This window comes from Geodermatophilus sp. DSM 45219 (assembly GCF_900104025.1).
In the GTDB taxonomy this organism is placed as follows: Bacteria; Actinomycetota; Actinomycetes; order Mycobacteriales; family Geodermatophilaceae; genus Geodermatophilus.
This window is the reverse complement of the sequence record NZ_FNIQ01000003.1, coordinates 97,515-114,372: the sequence shown is the minus strand read 5'-3', so window position 1 is coordinate 114,372 and position 16,858 is coordinate 97,515. Positions and strand designations below refer to the sequence as shown.

Sequence of the window (16,858 nt, the reverse complement as noted above, 5' to 3'; positions counted from 1 at the left end):
CTCCAGCCGCACCCGGAGGTACCTGCCGTGAGCCGTTCCATCGCCGACCAGTCCGACGCCGAGCTCGGGGGGCCGGGCAGCGTCCTGGTCCGCCAGCGCGAGGACCACGTCCGCCTCGACCGGCTGCTGCAGGAGCTGGCGGGCACGACCGGACGCGCCCAGGAGGAGGTGCTCACCCGCATCGACCGGCTGGTGTTCAGCCACGCCTTCGCCGAGGAGAGCGTGCTGTGGCCCGTGGTGCGCAGGGTGCTCCCCGACGGCGAGGAGCTGACCCTGCGCATCGAGCAGGAACACCAGGAGGTCAACGAGCTGGTCAGCGAGCTCGAGACGCTCGGCCACGACGACCCGCGGCGGGCGCAACGGCTGTCCAGGCTCGTGGAGGTCCTGGACGAGGACGTCCGCGACGAGGAGGACGTGCTCCTCCCCCGGCTGCAGGAGCGGCTCGACCCGCACGAGCTGCGGGCGCTGGGTCGCCGCTGGGACCTGGTCCGCCGCATCTCGCCGACCCGGCCGCACCCGACGGTGTCCCGCCGTCCGCCGGGCCACGCCCTCTCGGCGCTGCCGCTGACGGTGATCGACCGCAGCCGGGACGTCGTCGATGCCGCTGTCCGCCGTGCCCCCGCCGGGCTGGCTCCCGTCGGCCGGGCGGTCAGCCAGGGGCTGGCCGGGCTGGCCGGCCTGGTGGAGCGGGCACCGCTGGCCCGCCGGGGGGACCGCCCGCCGACGTCCCGCTGAGCCGACACGACAGCGGCCCCCTCCCGGATCGGGTAGGGGGCCGCTGTCGTGAGCGGGGAGTGTGGCCCCCTGCAGGGTCCCGCCACGAGCGTGCGAGTGGTGGGGGGCAGGGGGTCCTTCTAGTGGGTGTTGCGCTCCTTGGGCTCGGCGCGGGCGTCCAGCTGGATCTCCTTCTCCGCCAGCGGCACGCCCTCCTTGAGCTCCTTGGTGCGCTCGATCTCGGCGTCGAGCTCGATGCCGAACAGCAGGGCGAGGTTGGTGATCCAGAACCACACCAGGAAGACGATCACGCCGGCCAGGGCGCCGTACGTGGCGTTGTAGTTGCTGAAGTTGGCCACGTAGAAGGCGAACAGCGCCGAGGCGACGGCCCACACCAGCAGCGCGACGGCGGCACCGGGGCTGGTGAAGCGGAATCCGCGCAGCTTGACATTGGGGGTCGAGTAGTAGAGGACCGCGATCATCAGCGCGACGATCAGGACGACGACCGGCCACTTGGCCCAGCTCCAGATCGTCAGCACGGCGGAGGGCAGGCGGAGGGCCTGGCCGATGGCGTCGACGACCGGGCCGCTGAGCACGAGCATGGCCACGACCAGCGCGGCGAACAGCACGCCGATCAGGGTGATCAGCAGCTGCAGCGGCTTGAGCTTCCAGACCTTGCGGCCCTCGGGGGTCTCGTACACCACGTTGGCGGCGCGGGTGAAGGCCCCGACGTAGCCCGAGGCCGACCAGATGGCGGCGGCCAGACCGACGATCAGCCCGATGCCCACCGGTGCGGTGTTGCCGGCCAGCTGCTCGATCACCGGGTTGAGCGTCTCCGCCGCCTGGGCCGGCACCACCGCGGTGAGGGCGTCGGTGAGCTCCTGCGGGTTCGTCAGCAGCCCGACGATGGACAGCAGCGCGATCAGCGCCGGGAACAGCGCCAGCGTGCCGTAGTAGGTGAGCGCGGCCGCCCAGTCGGTGAGGTTGTCCTCGCTGAACTCCGTGAACGTCCGCTTCAGCGTGCCGCCGGTCGTCGCCGTGCGGTCGGTGCCCTGCGGGGCGTTGTCGAGCCGGGTGTCGTTGACCTTGGGGTCGTCAGGCGCTGGATCCCCAGCGCGGTTGCCGGCGAACCGGGTGTCCTTGGCCGCGGTTTCGCTGCCGCGCGAGCCGGTGGAGCGGGCCATCGTCAGTCCTCCGGTGGGATGGGAGTGATCCAGGCAGTCGTTCCCCGGATGATCGTCGTCCATGCCCGACGCCGGTGTGTCGCAACCGGTCCGTGATCTCGTCGATCAGCCCGCGTCGGCCGCCGGCACCCGCGCGGGGCCGCGCCGGCCGGTCAGCGTCACCAGGGCGACGGCGGCCGCGCTGCCCGCCCCGACCAGCGCGACGGCGGTGAACGCGCCGGCGGTGGGGAACCCGGTGGCGGCCGCCGTCCCGGCGGCCAGGACCGCGACGGTGACCGTGCTGCCCACGGCCTGACCCACCGACCGCGCGATGGAGTTCACCGCGTTGGCCACGCCGGTCTCCGCGGGCCGGACGGCGGCGACGACGAGCGCGGGCAGCGCCGCGTAGGCCACGGTGACCCACACCTGGGTGAGCAGCCCGGCCGCGACCACCTGGGCAGGCGTGTCGCGGAGCACCGCGAACAGCAGGAACCCCGCGACCCCGCAGACCGCACCGGCCCGCAGCGTGGTCCGCGCGCCGAGGCGGGCGACGACCCGGCCGGCCACCGGCCCGAGCAGGACCCCGGCCACCCCGCCGGGCAGCAGGTAGACCACCGCGGCCTCCAGCACGGTGGCGCCGAAGCCGTACCCGGCGGCGGCCGGCGTCTGCACGAACTGCAGGACGACGAGGAACGATGCGAACAGCCCCACGCCGGTGAGCAGCCCGGCGACGTTGGGGACGACGACGCGCGGGTCGGCCAGCAGCCCCGGGCGCACCAGCGGCTGCGCGGTGCGCCGCTGCAGCAGCACCCAGCCGGGCAGGACCAGCGCGGCCCCGGCCAGGCAGACCAGCGTCGCCGGAGACGTCCAGCCCCAGGTGTTGCCCTGCGAGACCGGCAGCAGCAGGAGCACCAGGCCCGCGGCGAGCACCGCGGCGCCGGCCCAGTCGACCCGGCCCGACCCCGCGGCCGGCCGGCGCGGCAGCACCACCGCCGTCAGCACCAGCGTGACCAGGCAGACGCCCAGGCCGATCCAGAAGGGCCGCCGGTAGTCCGCGCCGTCCTGGGTGAGCACCCCGGCGGCGACCAGGCCGACGACGCCGCCGACCGCGAGCGTGCTGCTGACGACCGACATCGCCACGTCGAGCCGCGCGGCGGGCAGCTCGCGGCGGAGCACGCTGATCGCCAGCGGGAACAGCCCGTAGGAGGCGCCCTGCAGCACGCGCGCCACCAGCAGCAGCGGCAGCGAGGCGGTGACCAGGGACAGCAGCGTCCCCACCGACATGGCCACGAGGACGCCGAGCGCCACCGGGCGCTCACCCCAGGTGTCCCCGAGGCGGCCGAGCACGGGCGTCGCGACCGCGGCGGCCAGCAGGTTGGCGGTCAGCACCCAGCCGGCGGCGTTCGCCGAGACCCCCAGCTGCTCGCCGATCGCCGGCAGCAGCGGGACGACGAGGCTCTGCATGAGCGACAGCGCCGTCGTGCCGAGCGCGAGGACCGCGACCAGCAGGACCGGGCGCGGGTGGCGCTGCTCGCCGTCGGCGCCGCGGGACACCCGGCGATCAGACCACGGGCCGACGCGCCGGGCGCGCCTGCCCGGGGGAGTGGAGTCGGTCACACACCATCGGGTACGGCGGCGAACGGACGGTTGGGACGGCGGCCGGGCGGGGTAGACCCGGCTCCGACGACACGCGCCGCCGGGCTGGACCCGACGGTGACTTCCTGCACGAAGGGGTTTGACTGATGGTGCTGTGGCCGGCCGTGACCCTCATCGGGTTCGTGGTCCTGACCGCACTGGTGATCGCGATGGGCACCTCCTCGACGGCGCGGTACGAGCGCGAGAAGCGCGCCGCGACTGCCGTGCCCGGGGGCTCGGTGACCCGGACCGCGACCGCCGAACCGGTGGGGGTCCGCGCCGCCTGATCGGGGACCTCCCTGCCCCCACGCCTCGTTGGAGGACCCCGTCCGCCCCACCCCTCGCAGGGCTCAGCACGGGACCCGGGACGGGGCCGGTGGGCCGCTGAAGGGTGGCCGTCCCCACACGTCACCAGCGCCCCGCAGCTCCTGTCCGGAGTCGCGGGGCGCTCGTCTGCCCGGCCCGGCGGCCACCGGCCGAGTGGGCAGTTGCGGTAGCCGACACGCACGGACGCCCCGGTGGCGCCCTCCAGGGGGCACCGCCCCGAGCATGCGGGGGGTGGGGAGGAGGGGGTCCTCCTCCTACAGCCAGGCCGCGTCGGTGTCGAGGACCGTGCGGTCCAGCGACTCCAGCAGGTCGAACTGGGCGCCGGTGCGCGGCAGCTCCCAGCGCCAGAAGTACCGGGCGGCCGCGCGCTTGCCCTCGTGGAAGGCCGAGGACGCGCCCTCGCAGGCCAGCGCCTGCTCCAGCCACAGCCACGCGACGACGACGTGTCCCGCGGCCTCCAGGTAGACGCTGGCGTTGGCCAGCGCGAGCTCGGGGTCGCCGGAGCCCCACAACGTCGCGGTCACCGAGCCCATCCGCGCCACCGCGGCGTCCAGGTCGGCGGCGAAGCCGGCCCACTGCGTGCCCGCGGCGCGCGTGGTCGTCGCCCCGATCGTCTCGCCGAGCAGCGCCAGCCCGGCGCCGCCCTGTGCGACGACCTTCCGGCCGAGCAGGTCCAGGGCCTGGATGCCGTTGGTGCCCTCGTGGATCGGGTTGAGCCGGTTGTCCCGGTAGAACTGCTCGACCGGGTAGTCGCGGGTGTAGCCGTAGCCGCCGTGCACCTGGATCGCGAGGTCGTCGGCGACCGGGCCCCACTGCGAGGGCCATGCCTTGGCGATCGGGGTGAGGGTGTCGAGCAGCAGGTGCGCGCGGGCCCGGTCGGCCTCGGTCTCGCCCGTCTGCTCCTCGTCGACCAGCCGGGCGCAGTACAGGCCCAGGGCCATCCCGCCCTCGGCGTAGGACTTCGCGGCCAGCAGCATCCGGCGCACGTCGGGGTGCTGGACGATCGGGACGGCGGGGGAGGAGGGGTCCTTCGCCGCCGCCGCCGCCGGCCGGCCCTGCCTGCGGGTGCGGGCGTACTCGACGGCGTGCAGGTAGCCGGTGTAGCCGAGCACGGTCGCGCCCATGCCGACGCCGATCCGTGCCTCGTTCATCATGTGGAACATGTAGGACAGGCCGCGGTGCGGCTCGCCGACGAGGTGCCCGACGGCGCCGGGCTGCCCGCCGGGGCGGTGCACGCCCTCGCCGAAGTTCAGCAGCGTGTTCGTCGTCCCCCGGTAGCCCATCTTGTGGTTGAGGCCGGCCAGGACGACGTCGTTGCGCTCGCCCAGCGAGCCGTCCGCGTCCACCAGGAACTTCGGGACGATGAACAGCGAGATGCCCTTCACCCCGGGCGGTCCGCCGGGGATCTTGGCCAGCACCAGGTGGACGATGTTCTCCGTCAGCTCGTGGTCGCCGCCGGAGATCCACATCTTGTTGCCGAAGAGCCGGTGGGTGCCGTCCTCCTGCGGCACCGCCTTCGTGGTGATGTCGGCGAGCGAGGAGCCCGCCTGCGGCTCGGACAGCGCCATGGTGCCGAACCAGCGGCCCTCGAGCTCCGGTCGGACGTAGGTCTCGATCTGCTCCCGGGTGCCGTGCGCCAGCAGCAGCCTCGCGTTGCCCATCGTCAGGAACGGGTAGGCCGACGTCGCGACGTTGGCCGCCTTGAACCAGGCGAACACCGCCTGGCCGACCACGTGCGGCAGCTGCATGCCGCCGTACTCCTCGTCGAAGCTGCCGGCCATCAACCCGGCCGCGGTGAACACGTCGAGGGCGGCCTTGACCTCGGGGATGAGGACGGCCTTCCCGTCGACCATGTGCGGCTCGTTCTCGTCGGCCTTGCGGTTGTGCGGCGCGAAGTGCTCGGTCGCGATCTGCTCGGCGAGGTCGAGCACCGCGTCGAAGGTCTCCCGCGAGTGCTCGGCGTAGCGAGGCCGCTTTCCCAGACCCTCGACTTCGAGCCACTCGTGCAGCAGGAAGTCCAGGTCGCGGCGGGACAGGATCAACGACGGGCGCACGACGCCTCCGCAGCGGTTCGGCTGGATCCGGGCACCTGCGGCCCCGGTCCCGCCACAGTAGGACGTCTCCGCACGGCGGGCCGCAGCCCCGCGGCCGGACGCCTACCATCCGGGTCCACCGTCCGACGATCCGAGCCGCGTGATCCCCCGGACGGCGATCGGAGGTCGAGTGTCCTCAGGGGGTGCCCTCCCGCTGCCGCCGTGGCGGACCCGTGTCACCGAGGCGCTGTCGGCCATCAGCGACGCGGTCTGGGTCCTCGACCACGACGACCGCTTCACCTGGGTGAACCCCGCCGCCGCACGGCTGCTGGCCCGGCCGGCCGCGGACCTGGTCGGCCACCGGGTGTGGGACGTCCTCCCCGACCTGGCCGGCAGCGAGCTGGTCACCGCCCACCGCCACGCCCGCGACACCCGGCGGCCGCAGGACGTGGAGGTCTTCGCCTCCTCGCTCGACCGGTGGCTCGGCGGGCGGGTGCACGGTGCGCCCGGTGGGGAGCTGGTCGTCGTGGTCCGCGACGTGCACGCGCGACGCACCCTCGACGACGAGCGGGCGGCGGAGTCCTCGCTCACCCGGGCGGTGCTCGACGCGCTGCCGGCCCGGACGGCGGTCCTCGACGCCGACGGCACGATCCTGACCACCAACCGCGCCTGGGACGACGCCGCGGGTCGGGCCGGGCAGCCGTTCCTCGGCCGGGTGGGGGAGGACTACCTCGCCCTGTGCCGGGCCGCGGCCGCGGCCGGCGACCGGGATGCGCGGTCGGCGGTCGATGGGCTGGAGGCGGTGTTCGCCCGGCGGGCGCCGTCCTTCGCGCTGGACTACGCCCGGGCGGTCCCGGGACGGCGCCCCGCGGAGCCGACCTGGTGGTACGTGCAGGCCTTCCCCGTGGACGACCGGCCGCGGGTCGTCGTCACGCACACCGACGTCACCGACCGCGTCACCGCCGAGCAGCAGGCGGCCTGGCAGGCCCGCCACGACCACCTCACCTCGCTGCCCAACCGGGCCGCGCTGCACGAGGCCATCACCGACGCGCTGGCCGAGGACGAGGGCGGCCGGGTCACCGTCCTGTTCATGGACGTCGACGGCTTCAAGCAGGTGAACGACTCGCTGGGCCACGCCGCGGGCGACCTGCTGCTGCGCGAGCTGGCCTCACGCCTGGCGCACCGCACCCGCCCGACCGACGTCGTCGGCCGGCTCGGCGGGGACGAGTTCGTGGTGGTCGCCCGCGACTGCGACGCCGAGGGCGGCGTGGCGCTGGCCCGCCGGTTCCACGGCGTCTTCGACGAGCCCTTCGAGTTGGCCGGGGTGCGGCTGCCGCTGACCGTCAGCATCGGCATCGCGACCTCCGACTCCGCGCACGCCGGCCCCGACGACCTGCTGCGGGACGCCGACGCCGCGATGTACGCGGCGAAGGCCGAGGGCCGCAACCGCGACCTGGTGTTCACCCCCGCACTGCGCGGCGAGCTCGAGGACCGCCGGCAGATCGCCGGCCGGCTGCGCGACGCGGCCTCGGGGGGCGAGTTCAGCGTGCACTGGCAGCCGGTGCTGCACCTGGGCACCGGCGAGGTGGCCGGGTGCGAGGCGCTGCTGCGCTGGGACCACCCCCAGCGCGGCCCGGTCCTGCCGGCGGCGTTCGTGCCGGTGGCCGAGGAGCACGGGCTGATCGTGCCCATCACCCGGTGGATGCTGCGGGTGGCGCTGGCGCAGGGCCGGGCGTGGGCGGACGACGGCCTGCGGCTCACGATCGGTGTCAACGTCAGCGCCGTCCACCTCACCTCGGGCTCCCTCGTGGACGACGTCCTGGAGGCGCTGGAGGAGAGCGGCCTGCGGGCGCAGGACCTGCTCGTCGAGCTGACCGAGGCCGGCGTGGCCCGCGATCCCCGGCAGGCGGCCGAGCAACTGGCGGCGCTGCGGGCGCACGGCGTCCGTGTCGCGATCGACGACTTCGGCACCGGCCGCAGCTCGCTGGCGGTGGTGGCCTCGCTCCCGGTCGACCTGCTCAAGGTCGACCGGGCCCTGATCGCCGGGCCCCTGCCGGACCGGGCCGCCCCGGAGGCGGTCCTCGGCGCGGTGGTCGCGCTCGGCACCACGCTGGGCATGCGGGTGCTGGCCGAGGGGGTCGAGACCGCCGAGCAGGTCGAGCTCGCCCGGCGGGTCGGCTGCACCTACGCCCAGGGCCACCGGGTGTCCGCGCCGCTGGACGCCGCGGTGCTGGGCGCGCTACTGGTCCAGGGCCGGCGGCTGACCGGCCGGCAGGTGCTGCCGCCCTGACACGGTCGGCCTACCGGCCGACACCGCGGCCAGTTGCCGTCCCCCACCTGCGCTGAACCCCACCGTCGGCGCTCCTCGGGGACCCTCCGGGCCCCGCTCGTCGGCCGACACCGCGGCCACTTGCCGTCCCCCACCTGCGCTGAACCCCGCCGTCGGCGCTCCTCGGGGACCCTCCGGGCCCCGCTCGTCGGCCGACACCGCGGCCACTTGCCGTCCCCCACCTGCGCTGAACCCCGCCGTCGGCGCTCCTCGGGGACCCTCCGGGCCCCGCTCGTCGGCCGACACCGCGGCCAGCGGCCGTCCCCCCGGCCGCGCCGAGCCCCGCCGTCGGCCGGTCATGCTGCGGACGAACCGATCCGTCACGGTTGGCGCCGGCGAGGCCCTGGGTAGGCCGCGACCGTCACCCACCCAGCCCAGGAGGACGCGTCATGGCCGTGCCCAGGATCCTCGACTCCCTGCGGAGGGCCGCCACGGAGGCCGGGGGCGCCCTGCTCGGGCGCCTCCAGCACGTGCGGCTCCCCGGTGTGGGGCAGTCGTCGTCCGCCGACGACCCGGAGACCGCCGCCCGGCGGTGGCGGGCGGTGACCGTGCTGCGCTCGCCGGAGCAGATCGGCACCGGAGCCGACCTCCCGGCGCCACTGGCCGCCCTCGGCGACCGGGTCGAGGTGCGGGTCACCCCCGCGCCCGGGGACCGGGGCGCCGAGCTGGCCGCGCGCTACCGCGACCTGCCGTCGGACGACGACCTGCGCGCACTGCGGTCGGCCCTGCGGGAGGCCAAGCAGCTCATCGAGGTGGGCGAGGTGCTCCGGGTGGACCCCGCGCCGCACGGAACGCGCAAGGCCACGCCGCAGGGCGCGGTCCTGGAGGGCGCGACGGCTCGCGCCGGGGGAGAGGGCGTGCTGTGAGGGCGGCGACGTGGACCGGGGTCAACGAGGTCTCGGTGGAGACGGTCCCGGACCCGACGATCCTCAACGACCACGACGTGATCCTGAAGGTGTCGCGCACGACCACCTGCGGGTCGGACCTGCACCTGCTGGGTGGCTACATCCCGTTCATGCGGGCCGGTGACGTGCTCGGCCACGAGTTCATGGGCGAGGTCGTCGAGGTCGGCCGCGGCGTGCGCGACCGGCGGATCGGCGACCGCGTCGTCGTCAACTCGTTCATCGCCTGCGGCAAGTGCTGGTACTGCACGCAAGAGCTGTACAGCCTCTGCGACAACGGCAACCCCAACCCCGGCATCACCGAGGCGCTGTGGGGGCAGAGCCCGGGCGGCTGCTTCGGCTACTCGCACGCGATGGGTGGCTGGGCCGGCAGCCACGCGGAGTACATCCGGGTGCCCTACGCCGACGTCGGGGCCTTCGTCGTCCCCGAGGGGGTCAGCGACGAGCGGGCGCTGTTCGCCTCCGACGCGGTCTCCACCGGCTGGATGGGCGCCGACCTCGCCGGCACCAAGCCGGGGGACGTGGTCGCGGTGTGGGGTGCCGGCGGGGTCGGCCAGATGGCCGCCCGCGCCGCGATGCTGCTGGGCGCGGAGCGGGTGTACGTCATCGACCGGCTGCCCGAGCGGCTGGCGCAGGTGCGCGAGCACGTCGGTGCCGAGGCGATCGACTACTCGCGGACCGACGTCCTGGCCGAGCTGCGCGAGGTCACCGGCGGCCGCGGGCCGGACGTCTGCATCGAGGCGGTCGGCATGGAGGCGCACAGCCTCGGCGTCCAGGGGGCCTATGACCAGGTCAAGCAGCAGCTGCGGCTGCAGACCGACCGGCCCTCCGCCGTCCGCGAGGCGATCCTGGCGTGCCGGAAGGGCGGCAGCGTCTTCGTGCTCGGCGTCTACGCGCAGATGGTGGACAAGTTCCCGCTGGGTGCGCTGATGAACAAGGGCCTGACCGTGCGCGGCGCCCAGGTGCACGGCCAGCGCTACATGCCGCGCATCCTCGACCACATGGCCCGCGGGGAGCTCACCACCGAGCACCTGGCCACCCACGTGATGCCGCTGGAGGACGCGGCGCGGGGGTACCGGGTCTTCAAGGACAAGGCCGACGGCTGCGTGCGTTCGGTGTTCCTGCCCAACGGCTGAGCCGGCGCTCGACGCCGAGTGGGCAGTTGCGGTCGCCGACACGCGTCGACGCGCCGGCACGACCGACCACGACTGCCCACTCGGCGTGCGTCAGCCCCGGGGCTCGGCGTCGCCGGGGCGGCCCGCGGGGGGAGCGGCGGACGTCGGGGCCGCGGCGCCGACCGCCTGGGTGACCTGCTCGCCCGCGTCGTCGGCGGTCGGGGCGCCGGCGGTCTGCCGTGCGGCCGCCGCCTCCCGGGCGGCCTGGATGCCGGACTTGTCCGACAGTGCCAGCTGCGGCAGGAACAGGAAGACGACGAACCCGACCGCCACCGCACCCGCGGCGATGAGGAACACCAGGTCGATGGAGTCGGAGAAGCCGGTCTTGAAGGGCAGTGCCAGGTAGTCGGGCAGCTCCTGGATGAACGAGGTGTCCGACAGGTCCGTGCCGGCCGGCAGCTGACCGCTCTGCACCGCCTGCGCCACGCGCGGGTCGCCGGCCGCCGCCTCGGCGACCGACTGCTCGATCTGCCCGGGCAGCCGGCTGAACAGCAGGGAGAGGAAGGCGGCGGTGCCGATCGTGCCGCCCATCTGCCGGAAGAAGGTCACCGAGGAGGTGGCCACACCCATCTCCCCGGGGGAGACGGCGTTCTGCACGGCGAGCACCGCCGGCTGGAAGTTGAAGCCCAGGCCCACGCCGAGCATGACCATGAACGGCACCAGCGCCCAGATCGAGGTCTCGGCGCCGACGACGAAGGACATCGACACCAGGGCCACGGTCATCAGCACGGTGCCGGCCAGCGGGAACACCTTGTACTTGCCGGTCTTCGAGATCGTGATGCCCGAGCTCATCGCGCCGGCCATGATCCCGGCGACCAGCGGGATCATCTGCAGGCCGGCGACGGTCGCGCTCGAGCCGTGCACGATCTGCAGGTACTGCGGGAGCAGCAGCAGGCCGCCGAACATGCCGGCGCCCACCACCACGCTGCCCACGCTGGCGACGGTGAAGCTGCGGTTGCGGAACAGCTGCAGCGGCAGGAGTGCCTCGTCGCGGTAGGCCCGCTCGGCCAGGACGAACACGACGAAGCCGACCGCACCGATGGCGTAGCAGGCCAGCGCACGGCCCGACGTCCAGCCCCACACCCGGCCCTGCTCGGCGATGACCAGCAGCGGCACGACGAAGGTGACCAGCGCCAGCGCCCCGGGCCAGTCGATGCGGTGCTCGCGGCGCAGGTGCGGCAGGTGCAGCACCTTGAACACGGCGGCGAAGGCGAGCGCGCCCAGCGGCACGTTGACCAGGAAGATCCACCGCCAGCCGTCGACGCCCAGCAGCGACCCCTGGCCGGCGAAGAAGCCGCCGATGACCGGGCCCAGCACGCTGGAGGTGCCGAAGACGGCCATGAAGTAGCCCTGGTACCGGGAGCGCTCCCGCGGCGGCACGATGTCACCGATGATCGCCAGCGCCAGCGACATCAGCCCGCCGGCGCCGATGCCCTGCACCGCCCGGTAGGCGGCCAGCTGGTACATCGAGTCGGCCATGCCGCAGAGCACCGAGCCGACGACGAACACGGCGATCGCGAACAGGTAGAACGGCCGCCGTCCGTAGATGTCGGAGAGCTTCCCGTACAGCGGCGTGGAGATCGTCGAGGTGATCAGGAAGGCCGTGGTGGCCCACGCCTGCAGGTCGTAGCCCTGCAGGTCGTCGGCGATGGTGCGGATCGCGGTGGACACGACCGTCTGGTCGAGGGCGGCGAGGAACATCGCGACCATCAGCCCGGCGACGATCGTGAGGATCTGCCGGTGGGTGAAGGTGCCGTCCTCGCCGGGTGCGGCGGCCGCCTCGCGGGCGTCCCTCCGCTCGGCCGCGCTGGCGCGGGTGCTCTGGCTCATGGGTTCTCTCTGCTGGGTGCGACCGGCACGACGCTGGGCTCGATCGGGAGGGATGCGGCGAGGTCGTCGAGGAGACGACCGAACAGGTGGGTGAGGGCGGTGAGGTCCGCGGCCGGCCAGTCGGCGGTCACACGGGCCAGGTGGGCCTCGCGCTCCGCGCGGACCTGGGCGAGCGCCGCCCGGCCGGCGTCGGTGACCACCAACCGGCTGGCCCGTCCGTCGGTCTCGTCGGCGACGCGGTGGACCAGGCCCTGCTCGATCAGCGCGGCCACGTGCCGGCTGACGGTGGAGGGGTCGGCGTGCACGAGCTCGGCCAGGGCACCCTGGCGCAGCGGCCCCAGCCGGTCGAGCGGGAACAGCAGGACCAGTGCCGCCCGGCCCTCGGCGGCCTGACCCGCCTTGAGGGCGTGCACCAGCCGCATGAACCGCGGCAGCTGCTCGCCCAAGGTGCGCAGGTCGGCGAGCCGGTCGTCGCCGGGCGCGGCAGGGCCGGGCACGGCGGGGGACGACGGCACAGGGCACTCCGGGGGACGGCGGACGGAACACGTGCACGCTACAACCGGTTGTGCGGCTCAAGCAACAAGTTGCACGACGCACGCAAGTGAGGCGGGCCACCCCCGCGGGCCGCGACTCGGTGCGATCCTGGAACCCGCGCCCGCCGCCGTCCGCCCGCGGCCGTGCACCCCCACCCCGATCGAGGAGATCCGCGTGACCACCCCGCCCGATGACCTGCGTGCGCGGCTGGCCGGGCTCACGATCGAGGACGCGCACCGGCTGGGCCGCCGGCTCGACGGCACGCGCAGGACCCGGGACGCCGAGGCGCGTGCCCGGCAGCGGGCGCGGATCGCCGCGGACGTCACCGCCGCCGAGGAGCGCATCACCCGCCGCCGCGCCGCCGTCCCGGTCGTGCGCTACCCGGCCGAGCTGCCGGTCAGCGCCCGCCGCGACGACATCGCCGCCGCGCTGCGGGACTCCCAGGTGGTCGTCGTCGCCGGCGAGACCGGGTCGGGCAAGACCACCCAGCTGCCGAAGATCGCCCTGGAGACCGGCCGCGGGGTGCTGGGCCGGATCGGGCACACCCAGCCGCGGCGGATCGCCGCGCGGACCGTCGCCGAGCGGATCGCCGAGGAGCTGGAGACCCCGCTGGGCGAGGTCGTCGGCTGGAAGGTCCGCTTCACCGACCAGGTCGGCGACACCACGCTGGTCAAGGTCATGACCGACGGCGTGCTGCTCAACGAGATCGGCCGCGACCGGCTGCTGCGCCAGTACGACACGCTCATCATCGACGAGGCGCACGAGCGCAGCCTCAACATCGACTTCCTGCTGGGCTACCTGGCCCGGCTGCTGCCCCGCCGTCCCGACCTCAAGCTGGTCATCACCTCGGCGACCATCGACGTCGACCGGATCGCCAAGCACTTCGGTGCCGACGGCGCCGAGGTGCCGGTCGTGGAGGTCAGCGGGCGCACCTATCCGGTCGAGGTCCGCTACCGCCCGGTGGTCGACCCGGATGCGGCCGAGGACGACCCCGCGTCGGACCCGGACCGGGACCAGGTCACCGCGATCGCCGACGCCGTCGACGAGCTGGTCGCCGAGGGCCCGGGCGACGTCCTGGTGTTCCTCGCCGGCGAGCGGGAGATCCGCGACACCGCCGACGTGCTGGCCGAGCGCTTCCCCGCCGTCGAGGTGCTGCCGCTCTACTCCCGCCTCTCGGCCGCCGACCAGCACCGCGTCTTCGCCCCGCACACCGGGCGGCGGGTCGTGCTGGCCACCAACGTGGCCGAGACCTCGCTGACCGTGCCGGGCATCCGCTACGTCGTCGACCCGGGCACCGCGCGGATCTCCCGCTACAGCTCACGGCTGAAGGTGCAGCGGCTGCCGATCGAGCCGATCAGCCAGGCCTCGGCCCGGCAGCGCTCCGGCCGCTGCGGGCGCACCTCCGACGGCATCGCGATCCGGCTCTACACGCAGCAGGACTTCGACGGCCGTCCCGAGTACACCGACCCGGAGATCCTGCGCACCAGCCTGGCCTCGGTGCTGCTGCAGATGGCCGCCCTCGAGCTGGGGGACGTCGCCGACTTCCCCTTCATCGACCCGCCGGACCGCCGGGCGGTGGCCGACGGCGTGGCCCTGCTCGAGGAGCTCGGTGCCCTCGACGACGCCGGCGCGCTCACCCCCACCGGCCGCGCCCTGGCCGCCCTGCCCCTGGACCCGCGGATGGCCCGGATGGTCGTCGAGGCCGACCGGCGCGGCGTGCTGGAGGAGGTGCTCGTCATCGCCGCGGGGCTGACCATCCAGGACCCCCGCGAGCGACCGACCGAGCACCAGCAGGCCGCCGACCAGGTGCACGCCCGGTTCGCCGACGAGAACTCCGACTTCCTCGCCCTGCTCAACCTGTGGCGCCACCTGGGCGAGCAGCAGGACGCCCTCTCCGGCAGCCAGTTCCGCCGCGCCCTCAAACGCGAGTTCCTGCACTACCTGCGCATCCGCGAGTGGCAGGACCTCTACGGCCAGCTGCGCAGCACCGCCCGCCGGCTGGGCATGACCGTCGGCGAGCTCGCCGACGAGCCGGACGAGCGGGGCATCCACACGGCCCTGCTGGCCGGGTTGCTGTCCCACGTCGGCCTGCAGGTCGAGGACGGCAGGGGTCGCGACGGCGACCGGCGGCGCGGCGGCCGGGAGTACCTCGGCGCCCGCAACGCCCGCTTCGTCCTCGCCCCCGGCACCCCGCTGGCCAGGAAGCCGCCGCGCTGGGTGGTCGCCGCCGAGCTCGTGGAGACCAGCCGGCTGTTCGCCCGCACCGTGGCCCGGATCGACCCGGAGGTCGTCGAGCGGCTGGCCGGTCACCTGGTGAAACGGCAGTACTCCGAGCCGCGCTGGGACGCCCAGCGGGGCTCGGTCGTCGCCACCGAGCGGGTCACCCTCTACGGCATCCCGCTGGTCGTCGGCCGCCGCGTGCAGTACGGCTCCATCGACCCGGTCGTCTCCCGCGAGCTGTTCGTCCGGCACGCCCTGGTGCAGGGCGAGTGGACGACGCACCACCGCTTCTGGCACGACAACCAGAAGGCGATGCAGCGCGTCGCCGAGCTGGAGGAGCGGGCCCGCCGCCGCGACATCCGGGTGGACGACGAGACCCTGCTCGAGCTCTACGACGCGCGGGTCCCGGCCGACGTCGTCTCCACCCGGCACTTCGACAGGTGGTGGAAGGCCGCCCGGCGGCAGACCCCCGACCTGCTGACGTTCACCCCGGAGATGCTCACCAACGCCGCGGCGGCCGGGCAGGTGCGGGTCGAGGACTTCCCGGACGAGGTGCCGCTGAGCCAGGGGCTCACCCTGCCGCTGTCCTACGCCTTCGCGCCGGGCACCCCGACCGACGGCGTCACCGTCGACGTCCCGCTGGCCGTGCTCGACACCGTCGCGGAGCGGACGTCGGGGGAGTCGCTCGCGTTCACCGTCCCGGGGCTGCGCGAGGAGCTGGTCACCGCGCTGCTGCGCACGCTGCCCAAGCAGCTGCGCCGGGCGCTGGTGCCGATCCCCGACCGGGTGCGCGAGGTGCTGCCGCGCATCTCGCCGACCGAGCCGCTGCTGCCGGCGCTGGAGCGCGAGCTGCGGCGGGCCGCGGGGGTCGTCGTCCCGCCGGACGCCTGGGCGCCGGACCAGGTCCCCGACCACCTGCGGGCGACGTTCCGGGTCGTCGACGACCGGCACCGGCCGCTGGCCACCGGCAAGGACCTGCTGGCGCTGCGGCGACAGGTGGCGCCGCAGAGCCGGGCGAGCCTGGCAGCCGCTGCCTCCGAGGTCGAGCGCACCGGGCAGACCGCCTGGACGTTCGGCACGCTGCCGCGCACCGTCGAGGTCGCCCGCGGCGGGCACGTGGTCACCGCCCACCCGGCGCTGGTCGACGAGGGGACGACGGTCGGCGTCCGGGTGGTCGCCACCGAGGTCGAGGCGACCCGGCTGACCTGGCGCGGGGCACGGCGGCTGCTCGTGCTCGTCGCCGGCTCACCGACCCGGCAGGTGGTCAAGACGCTGTCGCCGTCAACGCGGCTGGCCCTGCAGTTCAACCCGGACGGCGAGATCCCCGCGCTGGTCGACGACTGCGTGCACGCCGCCGCCGACGAGCTGATCGCGGCCGCCGGCGGGCCGCCGCGCGACGAGGCCGCCTTCGCCGCGCTGGTGCAGACCGCCAGGGCCCAGCTGCTGCCGCTGACCACCGACACGGTGCGGCGGGTCGATGCGGTGCTCACCCAGGCCCGCGAGGTCGCCGTCGCGATCGGCGCGGCACCCGGGCGGCGGGTGCCCGAGGCGGCGGTCGCCGACCTGCGCCGGCAGATGGGCGGGCTGCTGCACCGCGGCTTCGTCGCCGCGGCCGGGCGGCGCCGGCTGCCCGACCTGGTCCGCTACCTCAAGGGGATGGCGCACCGGCTGGAGAAGCTCCCGGCCAACGCCGTGCGCGACGAGCTCTGGACGCAGCAGGTCGCCGCGGTCACCGCCGAGTACGAGCAGCTGCGCGCACGCGTGCCGGCGACCGGAGCGCCCGACGACCCGGTCGCCCGGGTCCGATGGATGGTCGAGGAGCTGCGGGTGAGCCTGTTCGCGCAGGTCGTCGGGACGCCGCGGCCGGTGTCCGAGCAGCGCGTCTACAAGGCGATCGACGCGCTCTAGAAGGGCCCCTGCCCCCCACCCGGCCTCGTCCGGGGCACCGCCCCGAGCTGGCGAGGGGTGGGGAGGACGGGGTCCTTCCACCTGCAGG

General features: G+C 74.7%; 11 protein-coding genes. 6 read left to right on the top strand and 5 right to left on the bottom strand.

Going from position 1 to position 16,858, the window contains the following annotated elements; translation table 11 throughout:
* The first annotated feature begins 27 nt into the window (after positions 1–27).
* A complete protein-coding gene (locus tag BLR12_RS09650) occupies positions 28–735 on the top strand; it encodes a hemerythrin domain-containing protein (RefSeq protein ID WP_091376950.1) in 708 nt (235 codons plus the stop codon).
* A 119-nt stretch (positions 736–854) separates the two neighbouring features.
* Here the strand turns inward: BLR12_RS09650 and BLR12_RS09645 are convergent, their stop codons facing one another.
* Together BLR12_RS09645 and BLR12_RS09640 are read right to left on the bottom strand one after the other, a co-directional pair.
* Positions 855–1,898, bottom strand: coding sequence for a YihY/virulence factor BrkB family protein (locus tag BLR12_RS09645; protein ID WP_091376948.1), 1,044 nt, complete (start codon positions 1,896–1,898; stop codon positions 855–857).
* 105 nt (positions 1,899–2,003) lie between these two features.
* Positions 2,004–3,431, bottom strand: coding sequence for an MFS transporter (locus BLR12_RS09640; protein WP_091376946.1), 1,428 nt, complete (start codon positions 3,429–3,431; stop codon positions 2,004–2,006).
* Positions 3,432–3,619: 188 nt separating this feature from the next.
* Between BLR12_RS09640 and BLR12_RS09635 the strand changes: the two genes are divergently transcribed.
* A complete protein-coding gene (locus BLR12_RS09635; protein ID WP_091376944.1) occupies positions 3,620–3,799 on the top strand; it encodes a hypothetical protein in 180 nt (59 codons plus the stop codon).
* A gap of 294 nt (positions 3,800–4,093) precedes the next feature.
* On the opposite strand, the gene BLR12_RS09630 is transcribed toward BLR12_RS09635, so the two are convergent.
* Positions 4,094–5,893, bottom strand: a complete 1,800-nt coding sequence (locus tag BLR12_RS09630) for an acyl-CoA dehydrogenase (RefSeq protein ID WP_091376943.1) — start codon at positions 5,891–5,893, stop codon at positions 4,094–4,096.
* Positions 5,894–6,062: 169 nt separating this feature from the next.
* On the opposite strand from BLR12_RS09630, the gene BLR12_RS09625 reads away from it, so the two are divergent.
* From BLR12_RS09625 to BLR12_RS09610, 3 genes are all read left to right on the top strand, one after another.
* On the top strand, positions 6,063–8,162 hold the full coding sequence (locus BLR12_RS09625) for a putative bifunctional diguanylate cyclase/phosphodiesterase (RefSeq protein WP_176832448.1): 2,100 nt from the start codon (positions 6,063–6,065) through the stop codon (positions 8,160–8,162).
* Positions 8,163–8,590: 428 nt separating this feature from the next.
* Positions 8,591–9,067, top strand: a complete 477-nt coding sequence (locus tag BLR12_RS09615; RefSeq protein WP_091376937.1) for a hypothetical protein — start codon at positions 8,591–8,593, stop codon at positions 9,065–9,067.
* Positions 9,064–10,239, top strand: a complete 1,176-nt coding sequence (locus BLR12_RS09610) for a zinc-dependent alcohol dehydrogenase (RefSeq protein WP_091376935.1) — start codon at positions 9,064–9,066, stop codon at positions 10,237–10,239. The genes BLR12_RS09615 and BLR12_RS09610 overlap by 4 nt, the downstream gene beginning before the upstream one ends.
* Positions 10,240–10,329: 90 nt before the next feature.
* On the opposite strand, the gene BLR12_RS09605 is transcribed toward BLR12_RS09610, so the two are convergent.
* The gene (locus tag BLR12_RS09605) at positions 10,330–12,108 is read right to left on the bottom strand and encodes an MDR family MFS transporter (RefSeq protein WP_091376932.1); all 1,779 of its coding nucleotides are present in this window, start codon (positions 12,106–12,108) and stop codon (positions 10,330–10,332) included.
* Positions 12,105–12,623, bottom strand: coding sequence for a MarR family winged helix-turn-helix transcriptional regulator (locus tag BLR12_RS09600; RefSeq protein ID WP_091376929.1), 519 nt, complete (start codon positions 12,621–12,623; stop codon positions 12,105–12,107). The genes BLR12_RS09605 and BLR12_RS09600 overlap by 4 nt, the downstream gene beginning before the upstream one ends.
* 193 nt (positions 12,624–12,816) lie before the next feature.
* Here BLR12_RS09600 and hrpA point away from each other — a divergent pair, with 193 nt between their 5' ends.
* Entirely contained in the window at positions 12,817–16,770 is a 3,954-nt protein-coding gene (hrpA, locus tag BLR12_RS09595; protein WP_091376926.1) for an ATP-dependent RNA helicase HrpA, read from the top strand.
* Positions 16,771–16,858 lie beyond the last annotated feature (88 nt).

Coding starts and splice junctions, on each gene's coding strand:
- BLR12_RS09645 (WP_091376948.1), bottom strand. CDS start 1,898: ATGGCCCGCTCCACCGGCTCGCGCGGCAGCGAAACCGCGGCCAAGGAC.
- BLR12_RS09635 (WP_091376944.1), top strand. CDS start 3,620: ATGGTGCTGTGGCCGGCCGTGACCCTCATCGGGTTCGTGGTCCTGACC.
- BLR12_RS09615 (WP_091376937.1), top strand. CDS start 8,591: ATGGCCGTGCCCAGGATCCTCGACTCCCTGCGGAGGGCCGCCACGGAG.
- BLR12_RS09605 (WP_091376932.1), bottom strand. CDS start 12,108: ATGAGCCAGAGCACCCGCGCCAGCGCGGCCGAGCGGAGGGACGCCCGC.